The sequence below is a fragment of the Streptomyces sp. NPDC058665 genome, assembly GCF_042714995.1.
In the GTDB taxonomy this organism is placed as follows: domain Bacteria; phylum Actinomycetota; class Actinomycetes; order Streptomycetales; family Streptomycetaceae; genus Streptomyces.
On the sequence record NZ_JBHXRX010000050.1, the window covers coordinates 19,250 to 37,968 of the forward strand.

General features: G+C 70.3%; 16 protein-coding genes and 5 tRNA genes. 12 read left to right on the forward strand and 9 right to left on the reverse strand.

The features are described 5' to 3' along the window. The first annotated feature begins 289 nt into the window (after positions 1–289). The 4 genes from cobT to ACFWV8_RS27670 all read left to right on the forward strand — a co-directional run bounded on the left by cobT (position 290) and on the right by ACFWV8_RS27670 (position 6,830). Positions 290–3,790, forward strand: coding sequence for a nicotinate-nucleotide--dimethylbenzimidazole phosphoribosyltransferase (gene cobT / locus ACFWV8_RS27655; protein ID WP_384209269.1), 3,501 nt, complete (start codon positions 290–292; stop codon positions 3,788–3,790). Positions 3,791–4,066: 276 nt separating this feature from the next. Further along, a complete protein-coding gene (gene cobA, locus ACFWV8_RS27660) occupies positions 4,067–5,323 on the forward strand; it encodes a uroporphyrinogen-III C-methyltransferase (protein WP_384209273.1) in 1,257 nt (418 codons plus the stop codon). Beyond that, the gene (locus ACFWV8_RS27665; RefSeq protein ID WP_384209280.1) at positions 5,316–6,227 is read left to right on the forward strand and encodes a TrmH family RNA methyltransferase; all 912 of its coding nucleotides are present in this window, start codon (positions 5,316–5,318) and stop codon (positions 6,225–6,227) included. The genes cobA and ACFWV8_RS27665 overlap by 8 nt, the downstream gene beginning before the upstream one ends. A gap of 51 nt (positions 6,228–6,278) precedes the next feature. Further along, the gene (locus tag ACFWV8_RS27670) at positions 6,279–6,830 is read left to right on the forward strand and encodes a hypothetical protein (RefSeq protein WP_384209286.1); all 552 of its coding nucleotides are present in this window, start codon (positions 6,279–6,281) and stop codon (positions 6,828–6,830) included. A 167-nt stretch (positions 6,831–6,997) separates the two neighbouring features. On the opposite strand, the gene ACFWV8_RS27675 is transcribed toward ACFWV8_RS27670, so the two are convergent. After that, complete coding sequence (locus ACFWV8_RS27675) at positions 6,998–8,560, reverse strand: Na+/H+ antiporter NhaC family protein (RefSeq protein WP_384209293.1); 1,563 nt, start codon at positions 8,558–8,560, stop codon at positions 6,998–7,000. Positions 8,561–8,719: 159 nt separating this feature from the next. Beyond that, positions 8,720–9,706 carry an alpha/beta hydrolase gene (locus ACFWV8_RS27680; RefSeq protein ID WP_384209300.1) on the reverse strand — a complete coding sequence of 329 codons (987 nt, stop codon included), beginning with the start codon at positions 9,704–9,706 and terminating at the stop codon, positions 8,720–8,722. Between the two features lie 204 nt (positions 9,707–9,910). On the opposite strand from ACFWV8_RS27680, the gene ACFWV8_RS27685 reads away from it, so the two are divergent. Then, entirely contained in the window at positions 9,911–10,429 is a 519-nt protein-coding gene (locus ACFWV8_RS27685) for an Lrp/AsnC family transcriptional regulator (protein ID WP_384209308.1), read from the forward strand. Here ACFWV8_RS27685 and ACFWV8_RS27690 read toward each other — a convergent pair. Further along, positions 10,404–11,774, reverse strand: coding sequence for an aspartate aminotransferase family protein (locus ACFWV8_RS27690; protein WP_384209316.1), 1,371 nt, complete (start codon positions 11,772–11,774; stop codon positions 10,404–10,406). The genes ACFWV8_RS27685 and ACFWV8_RS27690 overlap by 26 nt on opposite strands. A gap of 312 nt (positions 11,775–12,086) precedes the next feature. Between ACFWV8_RS27690 and ACFWV8_RS27695 the strand changes: the two genes are divergently transcribed. Then, positions 12,087–12,386, forward strand: coding sequence for a TrmH family RNA methyltransferase (locus ACFWV8_RS27695; protein ID WP_384209320.1), 300 nt, complete (start codon positions 12,087–12,089; stop codon positions 12,384–12,386). A gap of 6 nt (positions 12,387–12,392) precedes the next feature. On the opposite strand, the gene ACFWV8_RS27700 is transcribed toward ACFWV8_RS27695, so the two are convergent. After that, positions 12,393–13,673 (reverse strand): protein kinase, encoded by a 1,281-nt coding sequence (locus ACFWV8_RS27700; protein WP_384209412.1) that lies wholly within the window; start codon positions 13,671–13,673, stop codon positions 12,393–12,395. 205 nt (positions 13,674–13,878) lie between these two features. Between ACFWV8_RS27700 and ACFWV8_RS27705 the strand changes: the two genes are divergently transcribed. From ACFWV8_RS27705 to ACFWV8_RS27720, 4 genes are all read left to right on the forward strand, one after another. Further along, entirely contained in the window at positions 13,879–14,136 is a 258-nt protein-coding gene (locus ACFWV8_RS27705) for a hypothetical protein (protein WP_329389828.1), read from the forward strand. A 188-nt stretch (positions 14,137–14,324) separates the two neighbouring features. Then, a complete protein-coding gene (locus ACFWV8_RS27710) occupies positions 14,325–14,531 on the forward strand; it encodes a hypothetical protein (protein ID WP_329389831.1) in 207 nt (68 codons plus the stop codon). Between the two features lie 226 nt (positions 14,532–14,757). Continuing rightward, a complete protein-coding gene (locus tag ACFWV8_RS27715) occupies positions 14,758–15,765 on the forward strand; it encodes an aminoglycoside phosphotransferase family protein (protein WP_384209325.1) in 1,008 nt (335 codons plus the stop codon). Positions 15,766–15,833: 68 nt separating this feature from the next. Further along, a complete protein-coding gene (locus tag ACFWV8_RS27720) occupies positions 15,834–16,127 on the forward strand; it encodes a zf-TFIIB domain-containing protein (protein ID WP_384209328.1) in 294 nt (97 codons plus the stop codon). A 56-nt stretch (positions 16,128–16,183) separates the two neighbouring features. Here the strand turns inward: ACFWV8_RS27720 and ACFWV8_RS27725 are convergent. From ACFWV8_RS27725 to ACFWV8_RS27745, 5 genes are all read right to left on the reverse strand, one after another. Continuing rightward, a tRNA-Val gene (locus ACFWV8_RS27725) sits at positions 16,184–16,255 on the reverse strand. Between the two features lie 23 nt (positions 16,256–16,278). After that, a tRNA-Val gene (locus ACFWV8_RS27730) sits at positions 16,279–16,350 on the reverse strand. A gap of 20 nt (positions 16,351–16,370) precedes the next feature. Next, positions 16,371–16,442 (reverse strand) — tRNA-Val (locus ACFWV8_RS27735). Position 16,443: 1 nt separating this feature from the next. Beyond that, positions 16,444–16,517, reverse strand: a tRNA-Cys gene (locus ACFWV8_RS27740). A gap of 36 nt (positions 16,518–16,553) precedes the next feature. Then, positions 16,554–16,626 (reverse strand) — tRNA-Gly (locus ACFWV8_RS27745). A 179-nt stretch (positions 16,627–16,805) separates the two neighbouring features. Between ACFWV8_RS27745 and ACFWV8_RS27750 the strand changes: the two genes are divergently transcribed. Continuing rightward, entirely contained in the window at positions 16,806–17,861 is a 1,056-nt protein-coding gene (locus ACFWV8_RS27750; protein ID WP_384209331.1) for a chorismate-binding protein, read from the forward strand. Next, positions 17,862–18,683 (forward strand): aminotransferase class IV, encoded by an 822-nt coding sequence (locus ACFWV8_RS27755; RefSeq protein WP_384209334.1) that lies wholly within the window; start codon positions 17,862–17,864, stop codon positions 18,681–18,683. Positions 18,684–18,719 lie beyond the last annotated feature (36 nt).

The window sequence follows — 18,719 nt, forward strand, 5'->3', positions numbered from 1 at the left end:
GCCGGTCGTTCGTCGCTTCGTTCGTCAATGTCCGGAAAAGGGGGGCGTTTTGGTCCCCCATGTGGTACGGCTGCACCGGGGGTCGCGCAACGTGGCGCAGCCCACAGACGGCCGCCGCGGATCTCCGTGTGTCGGCCGCGGACGGCCGGGAGAATACGTGAGGGCCGCGGCTCGATTCGTGCCGCGCGGCGCCCACGCTCGTTGTCACTGACGGGCGCTGGAAGCGCCGCGGAATCGGGCGCCCCGGTCGAAGGGCCGAAGGAGCACAACCAATGGGCGAGGGGTACGCATGACTGACACCGGCCAGATCCCGGCCAAGGGACAGCCGGAGAACGCAGGCATGGTGGAGCAGCCGGGCGACCCCGCTGCCGGCTCCTACGCCTACCTGGGCCCCTCCGAGAGTGCTCCCGAGGACGACGACCTTCTGCTGATGCCGAGTTCGCAGGGCGCGTGGGGCGATCCGCTGCCGGTGCCGCCGCCGGAGCCCGTCGCGCCGGTCGCTCATGCCGTGCCCGCTGCTGTGCCCGAGCCGGAGCCCGTTCCGGTGGGGCAAGGTGTGCGGCATGTGGGCCAGGGCGAGTTCACGCAGCAGCCGCCGCAGTCGCCGCTCGCGGCCTACTCGGAGCCCGAGCTCCAGCACGCCGACTCGCCGGGGCACGGTCAGGTGTCGTACGGGACGCCGCCGGAGTTCCAGCCGGTGCCCGCGCCCGAGAGCCTGCCGGAGTACGCGGCGCCGGACCTGGCCCGGATGCCGGAGCAGGACGTACAGCCCGTACAGCCCGTGCAGCAGGCGGAGTTCGCGGTGGCACCGGAGGCGTACGCACCGGTGGACGCCCCTGCGGAGGTGCCCGTTGCGGACTCCGCACCGCAAGCTGCCGAGGCTCCCGCGCCTGTGGCCGCCGAGGAAGCTCCGGCACCCGTCGCCGCCGAACCGGGCGCGCATGAAGCCGGTGGCCGCGACACCGGCTCCGTCGACGTCGGGGCCGTACGGGTCCCGACCGCCACCTCCACGCCGACGCCGCCGCCCGCGCGCCGCCCGCTGCACCTGGGCCCGCCGATGCCCGACTCCACGGGTGGCGTGGTCCGTTCGCTCGCCGACCGGGGTCCCAGCAGTACGCCGCCGCACCCGATTCGGGTACGGACACAGGGCCCGCCGACCACCGGCCCCGAGTATCTGGACATCCCGCGCGAGGAGGCCGCCGCGCTGCCGGGGCCGCAGCTCGGCGCGATTCCCGTGCAGGGCGCCGACCCGTGGGCGTCGGTGCCGCCGCAGTCCGAGACACCGGTGGCGGAGACCGCGATCGCGGTGGCCGAAGTGATCGGCGAAGCGCAGGCGGTGGCGGGCGAAGGCGCTCCCGAGCCGGCCGCGGAGACGGTCGTGCCCGACTACGGACCGGAGTTCGCCCACGAACCGGTTCAGGAGCCGGTCCCGCTCCCGGAGCCGGTGCCGGTGCCGGTGCCGCTGCCGGAAATCGTGCCGGAGCCGGTGGCCGAGAACCCCGAGCCGGCTCCTGAGCCCGAGCCCCCGGTCCAGCCCGAGCCGACGCCCGCGCCGACGCCCGCGCCGACGCCCGAGCCGACGCCCGCGCCGGTGGCCGCGCCGGTGGCCGAAGCCCCGGTGACCGAAGAGCCCGCGCCCGCCTCCGAATCCGTACCCGACGCGGTGGTGGTGGACGAGGCCCCGGTCGTCGAGCCGGCCGAGGCCGAGGAGCAGCGCGAGTCGATAGCGCTGCCCGGCGCGGCGCCCGTAGAGCCCGCGCCGGTCAAGCCGCCGGCAGCCGCCGAGCCGCAGCCCGAACCCGAACCCGAACCCGAACCCGAACCCGAACCCGAACCCGAACCCGAACCGGTACAGCCGGAGCCCGTACTCGCGCAGCCGCAGCCGCAGCCGCAGCCGCAGCCTGTACCGGAGCCGGAGCCCGTACCGCTCGCGGTGGTCGAGGAGCCCGAGCCGTCACCCGAGCCCGCGCCCGCCCCGGCGGCCGAGCCCGAATCCGAGCCTGCCACCGCCCTCGTCGCCGGCCCCGAGCCGGCCCCTGCCGTCGCCGACGACGCGTCACCTCCCGCCCCCGGCTACGACGACGCCGAGCGCGAGGCCGTCCTGCGAGTCATGCGCGAACGCCGCGACATCCGCAACGGTTTCCGCTCCGACCCGATCCCGCACGAGGTGCTGCTGCGCGTCCTCGAAGCCGCGCACACCGCCCCCAGCGTCGGCCACTCGCAGCCCTGGGACTTCGTGGTCATCCGCTCCGCCGAGACCCGCCAGACCATGCACGAACTGGCGCAGCGCCAGCGCGACGCGTTCGCCAAGTCGCTCCCCAAGGGCCGGGCCAAGCAGTTCAAGGAACTGAAGATCGAGGCCATCCTCGACACCCCGGTGAACATCGTCGTCACGGCCGACCCCACGCGCGGCGGCAGGCACACACTCGGCCGCCACACACAGCCGCAGATGGCGCCGTATTCGTCCGCCCTCGCCGTCGAGAACCTGTGGCTCGCCGCCCGCGCCGAAGGACTCGGCGTCGGCTGGGTCAGCTTCTTCGACGAGCGTGAGATGGTCCGCGCGCTCGGCCTCCCCGAGCACCTGGACGTCGTGGCGTATCTCTGCGTCGGATACGTCGACGAGTTCCCGGAGGAGCCCGAGCTGACCCAGGCGGGCTGGTCCAAGCGCCGCCCGCTCTCCTGGGTCGTCCACGAGGAGACGTACGGCCGCAGGGCCCTGCCCGGAGAGGAACCGCACGACCTTCTCAAGGAGACCATCGCCAGCATCCGTCCGCTCGACGCCAAGGCGCTCGGCGAGGCGTGGGAGCGGCAGAAGCGGATGACCAAGCCGGCCGGGGCGCTCGGCATGCTGGAGATCATCTCCGCGCAGCTCAGCGGCCTTTCCCGGATGTGCCCGCCACCGATCCCGGAGCCCGCGGCCGTCGCGGTCTTCGCGGGCGACCACGGCGTGCACGCCCAGGGTGTCACCCACTGGCCGCAGGAGGTGACGGCGCAGATGGTCGCCAACTTCCTCGGTGGCGGGGCGGTCTGCAACGCCTTCGCCAATCAGGTCGGTGCCGAGGTCTGTGTCATCGACGTCGGCGTCGCGGGCGAACTGCCCGCCACCCCCGGCCTGTTGCCCCGCAAGGTCCGCGCGGGCACCGCCGACTTCACCACCGGGCCCGCGCTGACCCGTGAAGAGGTGCTGGCCGCGATCGACGTGGGCATCGAGACCGCGCGCGATCTGGTGGCGGCGGGCAACAAAGGCCTGCTCACCGGCGAGATGGGCATCGCCAACACCACGGCCTGCGCCGCGCTGATCTCGGTCTACACGGACCTGGACCCGTCCGAGGTCACCGGGCGCGGCACGGGCATCAACGACGAGATGCACGCGCGCAAGATCGACGTCGTCCGGCGCGGTCTCGAACTCCACCGCCCCGACCCCGCCGACCCCATCGGAGTCCTCGCGGCCTTCGGCGGGCTGGAGCAGGCGGCGCTCGTCGGCTTCCTGCTCGGCGGCGCGTCGCTTCGTACACCGGTCATCCTCGACGGTGTGAGCGCGGGGGCCGCCGCCCTTGTCGCGCGCGCCATCGCCCCGGAGGCGCTGGCGGCCTGCATCGCGGGCCACCGCAGCGCCGAACCGGGCCATGTGGCGGCCCTCAACAAACTGGGCCTGCGCCCCCTGGTCGACCTGGACCTCCGCCTGGGCGAGGGCACGGGCGCCCTGCTGGCCCTCCCGGTGGTCCAGAGCGCGGCGCGGGCGATGCACGAGGTGGCGACGTTCGACTCGGCGGGAGTGACGGAGAAGTAGCCGGAGGCGTTTCCCGCGATCTCAGCCCCTCCCCGAAAACCAGCCCGCCCGGCGTTTGAGAGCACGGCCGAAGGCCGTACGGGGTCCGGGGCGGAGCCCCGGGTTCGGGAAGGGGCGGGTAGGGGAAAGCCTCCGCCGCCCGCACGAGGCCGCGGCACTCAACCAGGCTCCCCGGCCACCGGCCAACCCGAGCCATTCCCGCTCCCACTAAGCTGCTACCGCGTCCCACCAGCACCTTCACCACCCCGACACCCCGCCCCTGGAGGAGCCCGCGCCATGGCCGAGCACCCCGCCTACCCCGTCGGACTCCGTCTGGCCGGGCGGCGCGTCGTCGTCATCGGAGGCGGGCAGGTCGCCCAGCGCCGACTGCCGGCCCTCATCGCGACCGGCGCCGACATCCTGCTCGTCTCGCCGTCGGCGACGCCCTCCGTGGAAGCCATGGCCGACGCCGGCGAACTGCGCTGGGAACGCCGCCCGTACGCCGACGGCGACCTCGGCGACGCCTGGTACGTCCTGGTCGCCTCCAGCGACACCGAGGCCAACGCCCGCGCCTCCGCCGAGGCCGAGCGGAACAGGACCTGGTGCGTGCGGAGCGACGACGCCGAGGCCGCCACCGCCTGGACCCCGGCCACCGGGCGCAGCGAGGGCGTCACCGTCGCCGTCCTCACCGGACGCGACCCGCGCCGCTCGGCCGGCGTGCGGGACGCCATCGTCGAGGGCCTGCGCGACGGCACCCTCGTCGCCCCCCGCCACCGCACCAGGACCCCCGGAGTCGCCCTCGTCGGCGGCGGCCCAGGCGACCCGGAGCTGATCACCGTCCGCGGCCGGCGCCTCCTCGCCGAGGCCGACGTCGTCATCGCCGACCGCCTCGGCCCGCGCGACCTCCTGGACGAACTGCCGCCGCACGTCGAGGTGATCGACGCCGCGAAGATCCCGTACGGCCGCTACATGGCCCAGGAGGCGATCAACAACGCCCTGATCGAGCACGCCAAGGCGGGCAAGGCGGTCGTACGTCTCAAGGGCGGTGACCCCTTCGTCTTCGGGCGCGGCATGGAGGAGGCCCAGGCGCTCGCCGAGGCGGGTATCGCCTGCACCGTCGTGCCCGGCATCTCCAGCTCCATCAGCGTCCCCGGCGCGGCGGGCATCCCCGTCACACACCGGGGTGTGGCGCACGAGTTCACGGTCGTCAGCGGTCATGTCGCCCCCGAGGACCCGCGCTCCCTGGTGGACTGGTCCGCGCTGGCCCGGCTGCGCGGCACGCTCGTCCTGCTGATGGCCGTCGACAAGATCGGCGCCATCGCGCAGACACTGATCGCCCACGGCAGGTCGCCCGCCACCCCCGTGGCGCTGATCCAGGAAGGCACCACGGCGACACAGCGCCGCGTCGACGCGACACTTGCGACGGCCGCCGAAGCAGTCCGTACGGAGGACGTACGGCCCCCGGCCGTCATCGTCATCGGCGACGTGGTCTCGGTCGGCGCGGGCCCCGGCGACGGCGGCGGTCCCGACGGCACCGGTCCTGACCGTGGCTGAGATCATCACCGTCGAAGCGGCCCCCGGCGGCTCCGCCGACCCCCGCCTCACCGACTACACCGACCTCACCGACGTCGAACTGCGCCGCCGGCGCGAGCCCGCCGAGGGCCTGTTCATCGCCGAGGGCGAGAAGGTCATCCGCCGTGCCGTGGCCGCCGGTTACGAGATGCGGTCCATGCTCCTGACGGCCAAGTGGACCCACGTCATGCGCGACGTCATCGACCGCACCGCCGCACCCGTCTACCAGGTCGCCCCGGAGCTGGCCGAAGCCGTCACCGGCTACCACGTCCACCGCGGCGCGCTCGCCTCCATGCACCGCAAGCCCCTGCCGCCGCCCGCCGACCTCCTGCAGAAGGCACGCCGCGCCGTCGTCCTCGAGGACATGGTGGACCACGCCAACGTGGGGTGTTCCACCATACGAGCGCAGGAACCGCAGGCCAGCGCCGCGCCGCGGCGATCGAGGATCGCCATCTTGGAAGGCTTGGTCGATCACGCGAACGTAGGTGCGGCGTTTCGGTCTGCCGCGGCGCTCGGAGTCGACGCTGTGCTGGTGACACCGAGTTGTGCCGACCCGCTGTATCGTCGCTCGGCGCGCGTCTCGATGGGCACTGTCTTTCAGGTGCCGTGGACGCGCATCGAGCCGTGGCCCGACGGCATCCAACTGTTGAAGGAGGCAGGTTACGTTGTGGCCGGCATGACGCTCGGAGAGGGGGCGATCACTGTCGACGAACTGGTGGCACAAGACCATCGGAACGTGGCGCTGGTCTTCGGCACCGAAGGACATGGATTGACGCCCGGGGCCGATCGACTGCTCGACGCACGGGTCACCATCCCCATGATGCACGGGGTCGACTCGCTGAATGTCGCGGCCTCGTCCGCGGTCGTCTTCTACGCGACCCGGTAGAGACCGTCGCCCTGGCCTCATCGGGGAAGGGCTTGGAACCAGTTACCTCGGATGGAGATCCAACTGGTCTATGTCGAGTACATGGAGGTCGAGCCGCGTCTGCTCGAACTGGTCCAACGCCGAATCTCAACGAATGCGCACGTCGACCGCAGCCTATTCATGATCGCCAGTCTCGACGAGGACGTGGACCGGTTGCTTCGCCGTCGGCGAGGCGAGTTCGCTGCGATCGACCTCCACCTTGGTGATTCGGGCGACGACGCATCCGATGTCGGGCACCGGATGTCGGAGGTACTCACCGCGGTTGATCACTACGACATGACGACGCCGGTTCACGATCCGGGCGGCTTCTTCGGCCGCACCGCGGAGTTACAACAGACCATCTCGACAACCGAGCGGGGTGGTGGGACAAGCAAGCGCGGGGGTGTCCGGCCTCGTTGGACGGAAGTTCCTCACGCCACCGTCCGACCGGGGAACGCGCCCGCGTATGCCGTTCTCCCGCCCCGGCGGGCTCACCGTCGAGCCCGTCTCGCGTCACGACCACCTGGCAACGAGATTCCCGCCGTCCAGGACCTCATCGATGCCGTCGATGGTGGGCGATCGTGATTGACCGTGTGACGGTGAGGAAGACGTGGGCGAGCGTCGAGAGGGTGCTGTGCCGATACCAGCCGGTGTACTGCCGGACTTGGTAATGGTCGGCCCGGTTTGGCCCTCCGCGGTCTGGACGGTCTCCTCGATCGCCCAGCGGGCGCCGGCGACGTGGCGCCCAGGGGTCACCGCGTCCGGTCGCTGTCGACTCGGCCAGGCGGCTTGCGCAACTCGGCTCCCCCCTCGCCCTCGAAGCGACGGCCCCACCCGGTCAGCACTGCCAGGAACATCACGACGGTGAGTACGAGTGGATAGAACGCTGTGGTGAAGATCGACACTGCGGACAACTCGGGCGCGCCCTTTCCGTACCCCTGGGTCAGCTGGCTCGAGACCAGCAGAAACACGCTGGCCGCCGGCACCACCGCCCCAATGCTCAGGGCGAAGCAATCCATGACGTTGGCCCGCCGGTACGGGTGCAACTGGGCTTGTGCCCCAAGCCGGTCAGCCACAGGGCCGAACATCAGCATCGACGGGCTGTTGACTCCCGCGAAGACAGCGGCCGCTGCCGCGGCCCCCAGGCCAATGGCCAGCTCGGTTCTGACTGGTGTGCGGGTCCGATCGGAGCGACTGGCAAGGTCGACGATGAGATCGAAGACTCCTGCGCCCTGGAATACGCCGACGATGCCGAAGACAACGATTCCGAGTCCGACAAGCGGCAACATGTTGCTTATCCCGGCGATCAGGAAACCTCCCGGAGTTCCGTCATCGTTGGTTGAGATGACGTCGGCGGGGCTCAGTAGCCCGGTCGCCAGGCCAGTTGCGATGCCGACCAGCAGACCGATAGTCGTGGCCAGGAAGATGTCACGCTTCCAGAAGGACACCAGCAGCAGGACGGCGACAGGCACGACCATGATCAGACTGAGCGGGCCGCCCTGTTTGCCGTCGACGGCGGACAGGGCGGCGCCGTCGCCCGACCGGAGCAGCCCCAACACCAGGAACAGGATGCCGCTGACCCCGGCCGCCACCAGGGCATACCGAGCTCGAGACCGCACTACCCCGCCGACATCGGCAACCCCCTCACGGCGGCGATAGCGCTGCGTCGAGGCCGAGACGATGGTCGAGTCCGAGATGGGGGCAAGGTTGTCGCCGAACAAGGCTCCGGACAACACAGCTCCGGCCAACAACAGCGGATCTGCTCCGAGCAGGGCGCCGGCCGGGTAGAAGATCGGGAAGGCCGTGAACATGGTGCCGAGCGAGGTGCCCGTCGACATCGAGATGGTGCACACCATCACGAAAGTCACCGCGACGAACTCGCCGCCGCCCATCCCGACCTGCCCCGCGAGCCACACGAACCCACCGGCAACATCCGTCTGAGTGATCATCGCCGGGACCAGGCTCACTGAGAGAAGGATCAGCAGCAGAGTGACGGAGTTCCGCGAAGAGACACCAGCAATGACGCAATCCCAGAACCGGGAGTAGGACGTGGCGAACAGCGCGGCGACAAGCAGCCCGGCCAGCCCGGAGGCCGTGAGGGCGTTCATGTCGAAGACTCCGAAGATCACGAAGTAGGCAACCACTCCGGCCAAGAAGACCGCAGGGGCGATGAAAGCACCGAGGATTCCGATCCGGAACCTCAGTCTGTCCTCGGGAATGGCACTGGAGTTCAGATCGCCGCGGCTTATCGCAGCAGGTTCCGGTGCTGGCGCGTGAAGTTCAGGGTGCTTACGTTCAGGATGCTCTACGGACATGGCTGATCGTCTCCTGCTCTCAAAGGATGGGCGTGTGGTGCGGTAGCAAGGAGTTCACAATCTGATCCGGCCACTGTGAGGCCGAGCCCAGGCACGCGCGTGGGCCTCACAGCGGGCCGCGCCGGTCCCGTGCGCCCGCCAGGGATTACGGGACAGCCCTCAGGGAGATGTGCATGAGGTCGGTGTCCTGGATCGCAACCCTCGGCCCAACGCATCGATGATCTCCCGCTGAGCCCTGACGCTGATCTCGGCGAGAGGCGCAAGCTCAGTCGACCCGTGGAATGCGCCGGGATGGGAGTGCAGCTCCACGCTGACGCCTGCTTGGAGCAGCCGGAGCGCGTACTCGATGTTCTCGTCGCGCAGCGGATCGAGCTCCATCGCGGCGATGTAGGTCGGCGGCAGACCGGACAGGTCGACGGCGCGTCCGGGCGCCGCGTGGACGGAGACATCGGGATCGTCCGGCCCGGTGTAGTCACCACCGAGGTAGTGCTGCCAGGACAGGACCCCGGTGCGGCGGTTCACCACTGGCGTGTCGACGAACTGGATCGACGACGGGGTGCTGAGACGATCGTCAAGCGCGGGGCTGACCAGGTACTGGAACGCGATCGGGGCGCCACCTTCGTCGCGTGCCTTCAGGACCGTTCCGGCGGCAAGGCCCCCGCCGGCACTCGAGCCACCCACGGCGATGCGGGCCGGGTCGATCTCCAACTCCTCACTGTTGGCGTGGACATAGCTCAAGGCCGCGTAGCAGTCGTCCAGCGGACCGGGGAACGGCGTCTCCGGCGCGAGGCGGTACTCCACGTTGGCCACCGCGATCCCCAGCTCCCGGACGACGTCCAGACAGAAGTACTCGTAGTCCCGCGCACGCCCGAGTACGAAACCGCCGCCATGTATCGCGAGCACGACGGGAAGCTCACCACGTACGCCTGCGGGTCTCAGCAGCCGGATCGGGACATCGGGAGCATCGGCCAGGCCCGGGGCCGAGACGTCGAAGACGTCCACCCCGTCGTACGACAGGGCCGCCAGCGCGGGCTCGGACAGTGTGTTGTTGAGCTCTCGCGCCGCAGCGACGTCCGAGAGGTCGAGATCGGGGATCGCCGCGACGGCAGCCGCGAGTTCTGGGTCCAGCGTCGGGAACTTCGTCATGCTCGACACCTCGATACGTTCGTGTTCTGAGCCGCTGTTGCCCGAAGGAAGCTGGGGCCCTGCCGCGGCCTACCAGCCGTGTTCCGCGAGGCGGTGGGCGACTGCATGTGTCGTGGAGGGCTGAAGCCGGGGCTGTTGCTCACATTGGCCCCTCTTGATTTCCAGCTGATTACGTGATGAACTAGCGCGTGGGATAGTTGACCAATGGACCGCATCGATCGCGCAATAATTGATCAACTCAGGCGTAACTGTCGGCAGTCCAACCTCGAACTGGCCGAGGCTGTCGGGCTGACGCCCTCGCCGTGTCTGCGGCGCGTCAAGCGCCTCGAGGACGAAGGCATCATCACCGGCTACCACGCGAGTTTCGCGCCATCGGCCGTCGGTCGCGGATTCGAGGTACTGGTGGACATCGAGCTCGAGAATCAATCGCCCGCCACCACCAAGCGGTTCGAGTCGGAGCTGACCTCCTACTCAGAGGTGATCGAGGCGCGGCGCATGTTCGGCTCGCCGGACTTCGAGGTGGTGGTGGCGACGAGGGATCTTGCCGCATACGAGCTGTTCATGACCACCAAGCTCCTGACGTTGCCGGGCTTCGGCAAACTCCATTCGCGGTTCCCGATGTTGCTCATCAAGTCCGACGTCCCCTCACGAACTCCGCGATCTGACGACGCACGTTCATCCGGAACCGCTCGCACGGCTACTCGCGCTTCCGGGCAATCGTGAGCGCTTCGTCGAGAATCGCCAGCCCCGAATCGAGGGCAGCCTCGGGGATCGTGAGCGGGGGTGCGATGCGCAGGATGCTGTTGACGCCCGGCATCTGGGCGATGTTGAGGTGCAGTCCGAGCTCGAAGCAGGCCGCCGTGACCGCGGTGCCATAGTTGTCCGCCGGTTGTTTCGTTTCCCTGTCCATGACGAGTTCGATGCCCTGAAACAGGCCCCGGCCCCGAACCTCCCCGATGCGCTCGTGCCGGTTCTGAAGGTCCAGGAGCCCCTGTCGCAGTCGCTCGCCGAGCCGACGCGAGGTGGCGTCGAACTTTTCTTCTTCGAGCGTCTGGACGACCGTCAGGCCCACAGCCGCGGCCAGGGGGTCAGAGACGTGGGTCGTCGTGAACATGAACCTTCGGTCACTGCACGTGGCTTCGATCTCCTCGGTGGTGATCACCGCGGACACCGGCAGACCCGCACCCAGGGTCTTGGACAGGGTAAGAATGTCCGGAGCGATTCCCTGGTGTTGGAACGCGTACCAGTCACCGGTGCGGCACAGGCCGGTCTGTGCCTCGTCGATGATGAGGAGCATGCCGCGCTCGTCGCACTTCTTTCGCAGGGCGGCGAAGTATCCGTCGGGAGGGACGATCAGTCCTCCGGTGCCGAGGATGGGCTCGGCGATGAAGGCCGCCAAGCTGCCCACGGACTGACGGTCGACCATGGCGAATCCGAAGTCCAGCTCGGCCTGCCAGTCATGCGCTCCCTCCTCGTCCCTGAACACCGAGCGATACGGGTTCGGGGTGGGGATGATGAGATTCCCCGGGGCGAGGGGACCGTATCCTGCGCGAGACAGGCTGTAGGTCGCAGCGCCGGCCGCGTGCGTGGAACCATGATACGACTGGTCGAATGAGACGATCTCGTGCTTCTGCGTGTAGAGCTTGGCCATCTTGATGGCGGCTTCATTCGACTCGCCACCGGTACTGAGGATCATGGCCTTGCTCAACGCCTCGGGAAGCGTGCGCGACAGCGCTTCGGCCAGGTCGACGAGCGGGCGACTCAGCATTCCGCTGAACAAGTGGTCCAGTGTGGCGATCGATCGCGACACGGTCTCCACGACTGCCGGGTAGGAATGGCCCAACAGAGAGCTCATCTGCCCAGACGTGAAGTCGAGAATGGCGCGTCCGTTCTCGTCATACAGGAAACAGCCGTCCGCACGTTCGATGATCGACGGGACGAAGCCGGCCGGACCGTAGCGGATCAAGTGACGTCGCGCGCTGTCCCAGAATTCCTCCGTTGACTGAACGGAACTTCCGACCTGGCGCTCACCCGAAACTGTCGTCATGTCTGGCCTTTCGTCGTTCACTGGTTGGGGAGCAACGTTAGGGCAGTCGGCGCGGCACGCGATTGCGAAGAATGGTGCGAAGGGCTTCCTCCGCGCAACAATGATGCGCAAAAGGCTTTCATCGCGCGATGTTTCGTCACCACCAGTCGGGAGTCCCGTCTCATGGAGGTCCAGGTAGCCCTTGAACCAGTGGCAGGCCGCGGGTGGTGCACGACGTCAGCGGGCGAGATCCTTCCGCACCGGTAATGATCATCCGGGCGGTGGCCGAGAGCTCCCGGTCTCCGGGAAGACCGTGGGTGCATCCGACCGGCTGTAGCTCGACCGAAAACGGACTTGGGATGGCCTCACACAGACGCGTCCCGCGCGGAAAGCGGACCTGGAACACCGCCCACCTCGGCGCAGCTTTCCGTAACGCCGCGGCGCTCGGCGTCGACGCCGCCGCTCGACGAACTCGCCGAGCGGCGTCATGACAGACTCGCGCTCCTCTTCGGCACAGAGGGCGACGGGCTGACCTCCGGTGCCCTCGTCGCCGCCGACCCGCGGGTGAGCATCCCGATGGACGCCTGCGTCGACTCCCTCAATGCGGCGGCCACTTCGGCCGTCGCCTTCTACCTGACGCTGCCCCGGGCCTGACCGCGCCTACAACTGCTGCGCCGCCGCGATCCCCAGCGCGACGATCAGCGTCACCACCACGAAGACGATCAGCCGCTGTCGCAGCAGCTGCGGATTGGCCGGTCTGCGTCCACCGCGCCCGCCCGATGTCGTACGGGCCCCCGGCCGGCTGCCGGGACGGCCACCGGTCCGTGAGCCGGTCCGGGGCGAGCCCTCACGGGGCCTCGGCGGACGCCCGCCGCCCGTGCGCGGCGCCGAACCACGGCTCCCGTGCGGGCGGGAGTCGTGCCCGTTGGCCGTACGCCCCTGGGTGGACCGGTCCGTACGGTCCTGTCGGTCCTGCCGCTCGATCCGCTCCGACCGGTCCGTTCGCTCCGCCCGCTCGGTACGCTGCGGCATCCGCGCCGTACGCTCCGGAATCCGGCCCGTCGCCACGTCGTGCCCGTTCCGCTCCCGCTGCACGGGCGGCCGTCCGTCCGGCAGTCCCTGCGCCTCCCGCGCCGCGATCTCCTTCAGCCGCATCGACAGCTGGAGCGTGCTCGGCCGCTCCTCGGGGTCCTTCGCCAGACAGGCCCGCACCAGCGGCGCCAGCGCGTCCGGCACCCCGTACAACTGCGCCTCCTCGTGCACCACCCGGTAAAGCATGACTTCCGAACTGCCGTGCCCGAAGGGCGAGTCGGCCGTCGCGGCATAGGCCAGCGTCGCGCCGAGCGCGAAGACGTCCGTAGACGGGGTGACCGCCGCGCCGCGCACCTGCTCGGGCGCCAGGAAGCCGGGCGACCCCACCGCCGTACCGACGTGCGTGAGTGTGCTCGCCCCGGTCGCCCAGGCGATCCCGAAGTCGATGATGCGCGGGCCCTTGGGGGAGAGCAGGATGTTCGACGGCTTCAGATCGCGGTGGACGACCCCCGCCTCGTGCACGGCCAGCAACCCCTCGGAGAGCGCCGCTCCTACGGAGGCGACCTCGGCGGCGGACAGCGGCCCGTCCTCGGCCACCTTGTCGTGCAGCGAGGGTCCCGGCACGTACTGGGTCGCGAACCACGGCCGGTCCGCGTCGAGATCGGCGGCCACCAGCCGTGCCGTACAGCCCCCGCGGATGCGCCGGGCCGCCGAGACCTCGCGCGCGAACCGCGAGCGGAACTCCTGGTCCTCGGCGAGATCGGGCCTGATCACCTTCAGCGCGACCCGCTGCCCGCGCCGGTCCGAACCCAGATAGACGACGCCCATGCCCCCCTGGCCCAGCCGTCGGTGAAGCCTGAACGAACCGACGACACGCGGGTCCTCGCGCCGGAGCCGCATCATCGCCATGTCCATCCCCGCTGCCCGGTCGTCCGTGTGACGTGGCACAGCTTACGTACCCGCGCCCCGGGGCGCTCATAGGCCGCGCCCTCGCGGACGGATCGATTGTCAGTGCTGGGTGAGAAACTTGAAAGGTGGTCAGGGGACCGTGGATCCAAGGTCGTCGGGCCCGTGCGAGATCTCAAAGGTCGGTCGCAGAAGGGGGATTGGATCAATGAAGGGTGACCGCGTGGAGATAGTGGTGGACGCGGGTGACACGACGCGTACGTACGAAGTCGTGGCAAGTCGGGCAGGCCGCCGGGTGGAGACGGCGGTGCGTCGAGGAGTGGTGGAAGTGAGTGAAGTCACCCGCAACGGCTCGGTGGTGCGCACGGCGCGCTTCATGGCCACGCGCGTACTCGCTCTGGTGGAGCAGCCGGTCCCCAGGGAGGACCTCTCGGAGCGTCCCCTCAGGGAAGACCCCAAGGCCTGAGCCCCCCTCTCCACCCAGGGGAGTACGCGGCGGGGGTACCGGTCATCCTCCGGGAGGCCCGGCAATCGGTACGCGGGCATGACGACCCAGGCACGGCGCTTGCCTAATGTTGTTGTCAAGCGGCGGGTGGAGCACTCGTCCCCCGAGGTCAGACACTCGCCGCTGCCAGACTCGACGGGAGAAGGACCATGGCCGACACGGCATCGCGAGCGATGACCCGCACGCAGGGACGCAGGGCGTTCGACGCGTTCGGCGGGCGGAGTTCCGGTCCGCGCCACCCCCTGGTGGCCACAGCCATGGTCCTCCCTCTCGCGGCCCTGCTGGTCGTCGTCTTCGGCGGCTGGGAAGCAGTGGTCACACAAGCGTCGTCCGTGGGCGTGATGCTGGGGCGCTGAGCGGCGCCCCAGGTTCGGGAGAGCGGCCCGAATCGTAGACATCCGGCCAACAACCCCGTGGGGACGGGGGTGCGGCGGACGGCAGCGTTTGGCCGGTCAGCTGGGGAGCTGACCGGCCATCGCGCTGTCCGGACCCGTTCCGGACCGCCCGGGGGATCCCCCGCCGAAGGGTCCCCGGCGTAAGCTGCCCGGCTGGAACACACCGCACCGGGGGACAGACACCACCGTGACCACATCCGCGACCGGCACCACGGGTCCCGCCCCCTCCGTCGTCCGCGCGCTCACCGCCGCCGCCCGTCACGCCGCCCACCCGGACGCGGCCCTCGCCGCCGTATCCCAGGGGCCCTGTCGGGCCTGCGGGGGCGCCGAGACCGTCCTGGCCGACCGGCCGGACGCCACCGTCGTACGGCACGAGTCCGCCGTCGCCAAGGCGCACGCGCCCGCGACAGACCCGGCAGGCCACCGCGCGCGGCTCGCCGTCGCCGCTCATCCGCTGCTCACGGGCATCCTGCTGGCCCCGCTCCCGGCGGCCACCCCGCGGATCGCCGGCCGGCCCGTCACCGCCTGGCCCTACGGCGCCCCCGTCGACCCCGACCGCCCCGACGACGCGCCCTGGGAGGCGGCGGCGACGCTGCTGGCCCGGCTGCACGCGGTGGCGCCCGCCGCTCTCGCGTTGGCCGTCCCGCCCACGCGCGGTCCCCTCAAGGCCGCCCAGGCCATCTCCCGGATGCGAACCGCGGCACGCCACCCGGCCGGCGCCGACGTGGAGCGTGCCTGGGCGGGGCTGCCAGCCTGGGCCAGGGACGAGGCGCCCGCCCCCGAGGGCGGCTCGCTCTGCCACGGGGACCTGCACCTCGGCCAGCTCGTACGGCACCCCGTACCGGACGGCCCCTGGCTGCTGATCGACGTGGACGACCTCGGACTCGGCGACGCCGCCTGGGACTTGGCCCGCCCGGCCGCCTGGTACGCCGCCGGACTGCTGGCCCCCGACGAGTGGCGGCGCTTCCTCGGCGCCTACCGGTCGGCGGGCGGCCCCGCCGTACCGCCCGATGGCGACCCCTGGCCCCGGCTCGACATCCCCGCCCGCGTCCTCACCGTCCAGACCGCCGCCCTGGCCCTCGCCAAGTCGGCCGAGCAGGGCCGTGACCTGGACGAGGTGGAGGAGACGATGATCGAGAGCTGTGCCCGAATTGCCACACTCCCAACGGAGTTGACGCCAGGGCCCTCGTCGTAAGGTGAACGGACCGTCGCCGGGAGGCATTCCGGCGATGCCGACCGAACGGCGAGGAGCTGAGCCGATCCATGCAGTGCCCCAAGTGTCATGCAGCGATGCATACCTACAACCGCAACGGTGTCCAGATAGAGCAGTGCAGCGGCTGCCGTGGGATCTTCCTCGACTACGGCGAGCTGGAGTCCCTCACCCGTCTTGAGGCGCAGTGGGGACAGCAGGCCCCGCCGCCGCCCGCGGCGCCCGGCGGTTACCCCCCGCCGGCGGCACCGGCTCCCGCGTGGGGCGCACCGCACGGCGGCCACCACGGCGGCCACGGCGGGCACCACCGTCAGAAGGGCTTCGGCCGGATGCTCTTCTCCTCCTGAGCGAGCGCCGGACACGACGAAGCCCCCGGCCGGGAAAGGCCGGGGGCTTCGGGCTGTGCGCGATACTGGGATTGAACCAGTGACCTCTTCCGTGTCAGGGAAGCGCTCTCCCGCTGAGCTAATCGCGCAGGGTGACCCCGCGTGTACTGCGTGCGCGATACTGGGATTGAACCAGTGACCTCTTCCGTGTCAGGGAAGCGCTCTCCCGCTGAGCTAATCGCGCGGGAATCCAGATGGATCCAGTGGACGATACTGGGATTGAACCAGTGACCTCTTCCGTGTCAGGGAAGCGCTCTCCCGCTGAGCTAATCGTCCTTGGAGGTGGAGACGGGATTTGAACCCGTGTAGACGGCTTTGCAGGCCGTTGCCTCGCCTCTCGGCCACTCCACCAGGAGTACGGGGGCGGGATGAGGATCCCCCATATCGAGCGGACGACCAGGTTCGAACTGGCGACCTCAACCTTGGCAAGGTTGCGCTCTACCAACTGAGCTACGTCCGCGTGCCGTTTCCCGGCCCCTACTGCGCGGCCCGGCGACGTGGTGAACTCTAGCGGATTACGGGGCCAGTACAAAAACGCGTTTGTGCAGCGTGCTGCCGTGCGTTCACGCTGCGGCACCTTCACGACGCCGTCGTGACACGTTCGCGGTCCGCCGGACGAGCCGCCCTAGACTCACCATCGTGCACGACCTTCCTCCGCTGGCCCGATTCGGTGATCTCCTCGCCACCGATCTGCGCGATGTCACCCGCGACCCGGAAGCCCTGGACTCCACCGGCTTCTGGGCCGTCGCCATGGACTTCGAAGGCCGCCTGACCTGCGCCCGGTTCGGCGACGTCCGCCGCGAGCCGGTGCCGCCGCCCGTGCCGGGGCAGTGGCAGGGCCCCGCGCCGGGCGACTGGACGTCGTCGCTCGACCGGGCCGCGTACGTCTCCGGCGTACGGCGCGTGCGTGAACTCATCGCGGCCGGCGAGGTGTACCAGGCGAACCTCTGCCGGGTCCTGACGGCGCCGCTGCCCGACCCGGCCGCGGCCGACGTCGACGCGCTGACCGCCCTTCTGGCGCGCGGCAACCCCGCCCCGTACGCCGGCACGATCCGGCTTCCCGCGCACGGCGTGGAGATCGCCACCGCGTCCCCGGAGCTCTATCTGCGGCGCACCGGCCGCACGGTGGAGTCCGGGCCGATCAAGGGCACCGGCCGGACCGCCGCCGACCTGCTGGAGAAGGACCACGCCGAGAACGTGATGATCGTGGACCTCGTCCGCAACGACCTGGGCCGTGTCTGTGCCACCGGATCGGTGACCGTGCCCGCCCTCTGCGTCGTCGAGCCCCACCCCGGCCTCGTCCACCTCGTGTCGTCGGTACGCGGCGAACTCGCCGACGGCGCGGGCTGGCCGGAGCTGCTGGCCGCGACATTCCCGCCCGGGTCGGTCACCGGCGCGCCGAAATCCAGCGCTTTGAAGATCATCGAGGAGCTGGAGACCGCCCCGCGCGGGCCGTACTGCGGTGCAGTCGGCTGGGTGGACGCCGACCGCGGCACGGCCGAACTCGCCGTCGGGATACGAACGTTCTGGGTGGAACGTGACCCGCTGCGCGGGCCCGTCCTGCGCTTCGGCACCGGCGCGGGCATCACGTGGGGGTCCGACCCCGAGCGGGAATGGCAGGAGACGGAGCTCAAGGCTTCGCGGCTGCTGGCGGTAGCGTCGGAGGTGTACGAGGCGACGGGAAGGACCGGCTAGATGATGATCTGGGTCAACGGCGGACTGCGGGCGGCCGATGCCGCACAGGTGTCCGTGCTCGACCACGGGCTGACGGTGGGCGACGGAATCTTCGAGACGGTGAAGACCGTCCAGGGCCGGACCTTCGCGCTCACCCGGCACCTGGACCGGCTGACCCGCTCGGCGCGCGGTCTCGGCCTGCCCGATCCCGACCACGACGAGGTGCGCGCCGCGTGCGCCGCGGTCCTGGACGCCAACCCCGTCCCGATGGGCCGGCTGCGCATCACGTACACCGGCGGTCTCTCACCGCTCGGCTCCGACCGCGGCGACACCGGCCCGACGCTGGTCGTGGCCGTCGGGGAGACGACGCGCCGCCCGGACACCACCGCCGTGATCACCGTCCCCTGGACGCGCAACGAACGCGGCGCGGTGACCGGGCTCAAGACCACGTCGTACGCCGAGAACGTCGTCGCCCTCGCGCGGGCCCGTGAACAGGACGCCTCCGAGGCGCTGTTCGCCAACACCGTCGGAGACCTGTGCGAGGGCACGGGCTCCAACGTGTTCGTCGTCCTGGACGGGCAGCTGCACACCCCGCCCGTCTCCTCGGGCTGTCTGGCCGGCATCACGCGGGCGCTGGCGGTGGAGTGGTGCGGAGCGCACGAGACGCGGATGCCGTTCGACGTGCTGGACCGTGCCGACGAGATCTTCGTGACGTCGTCGCTGCGCGACGTCCAGGCCGTCCACCGCGTCGACGGCCGCGAACTGCCCGGCGCCCCCGGCCCCGTCACCGCCAAGGCCATGCGTGTCTTCGACGAGCGCGCGGCGAGCGACCTGGATCCGTAAAACTTGATGACGCGTGCCCGCCGGATGGGTACAACT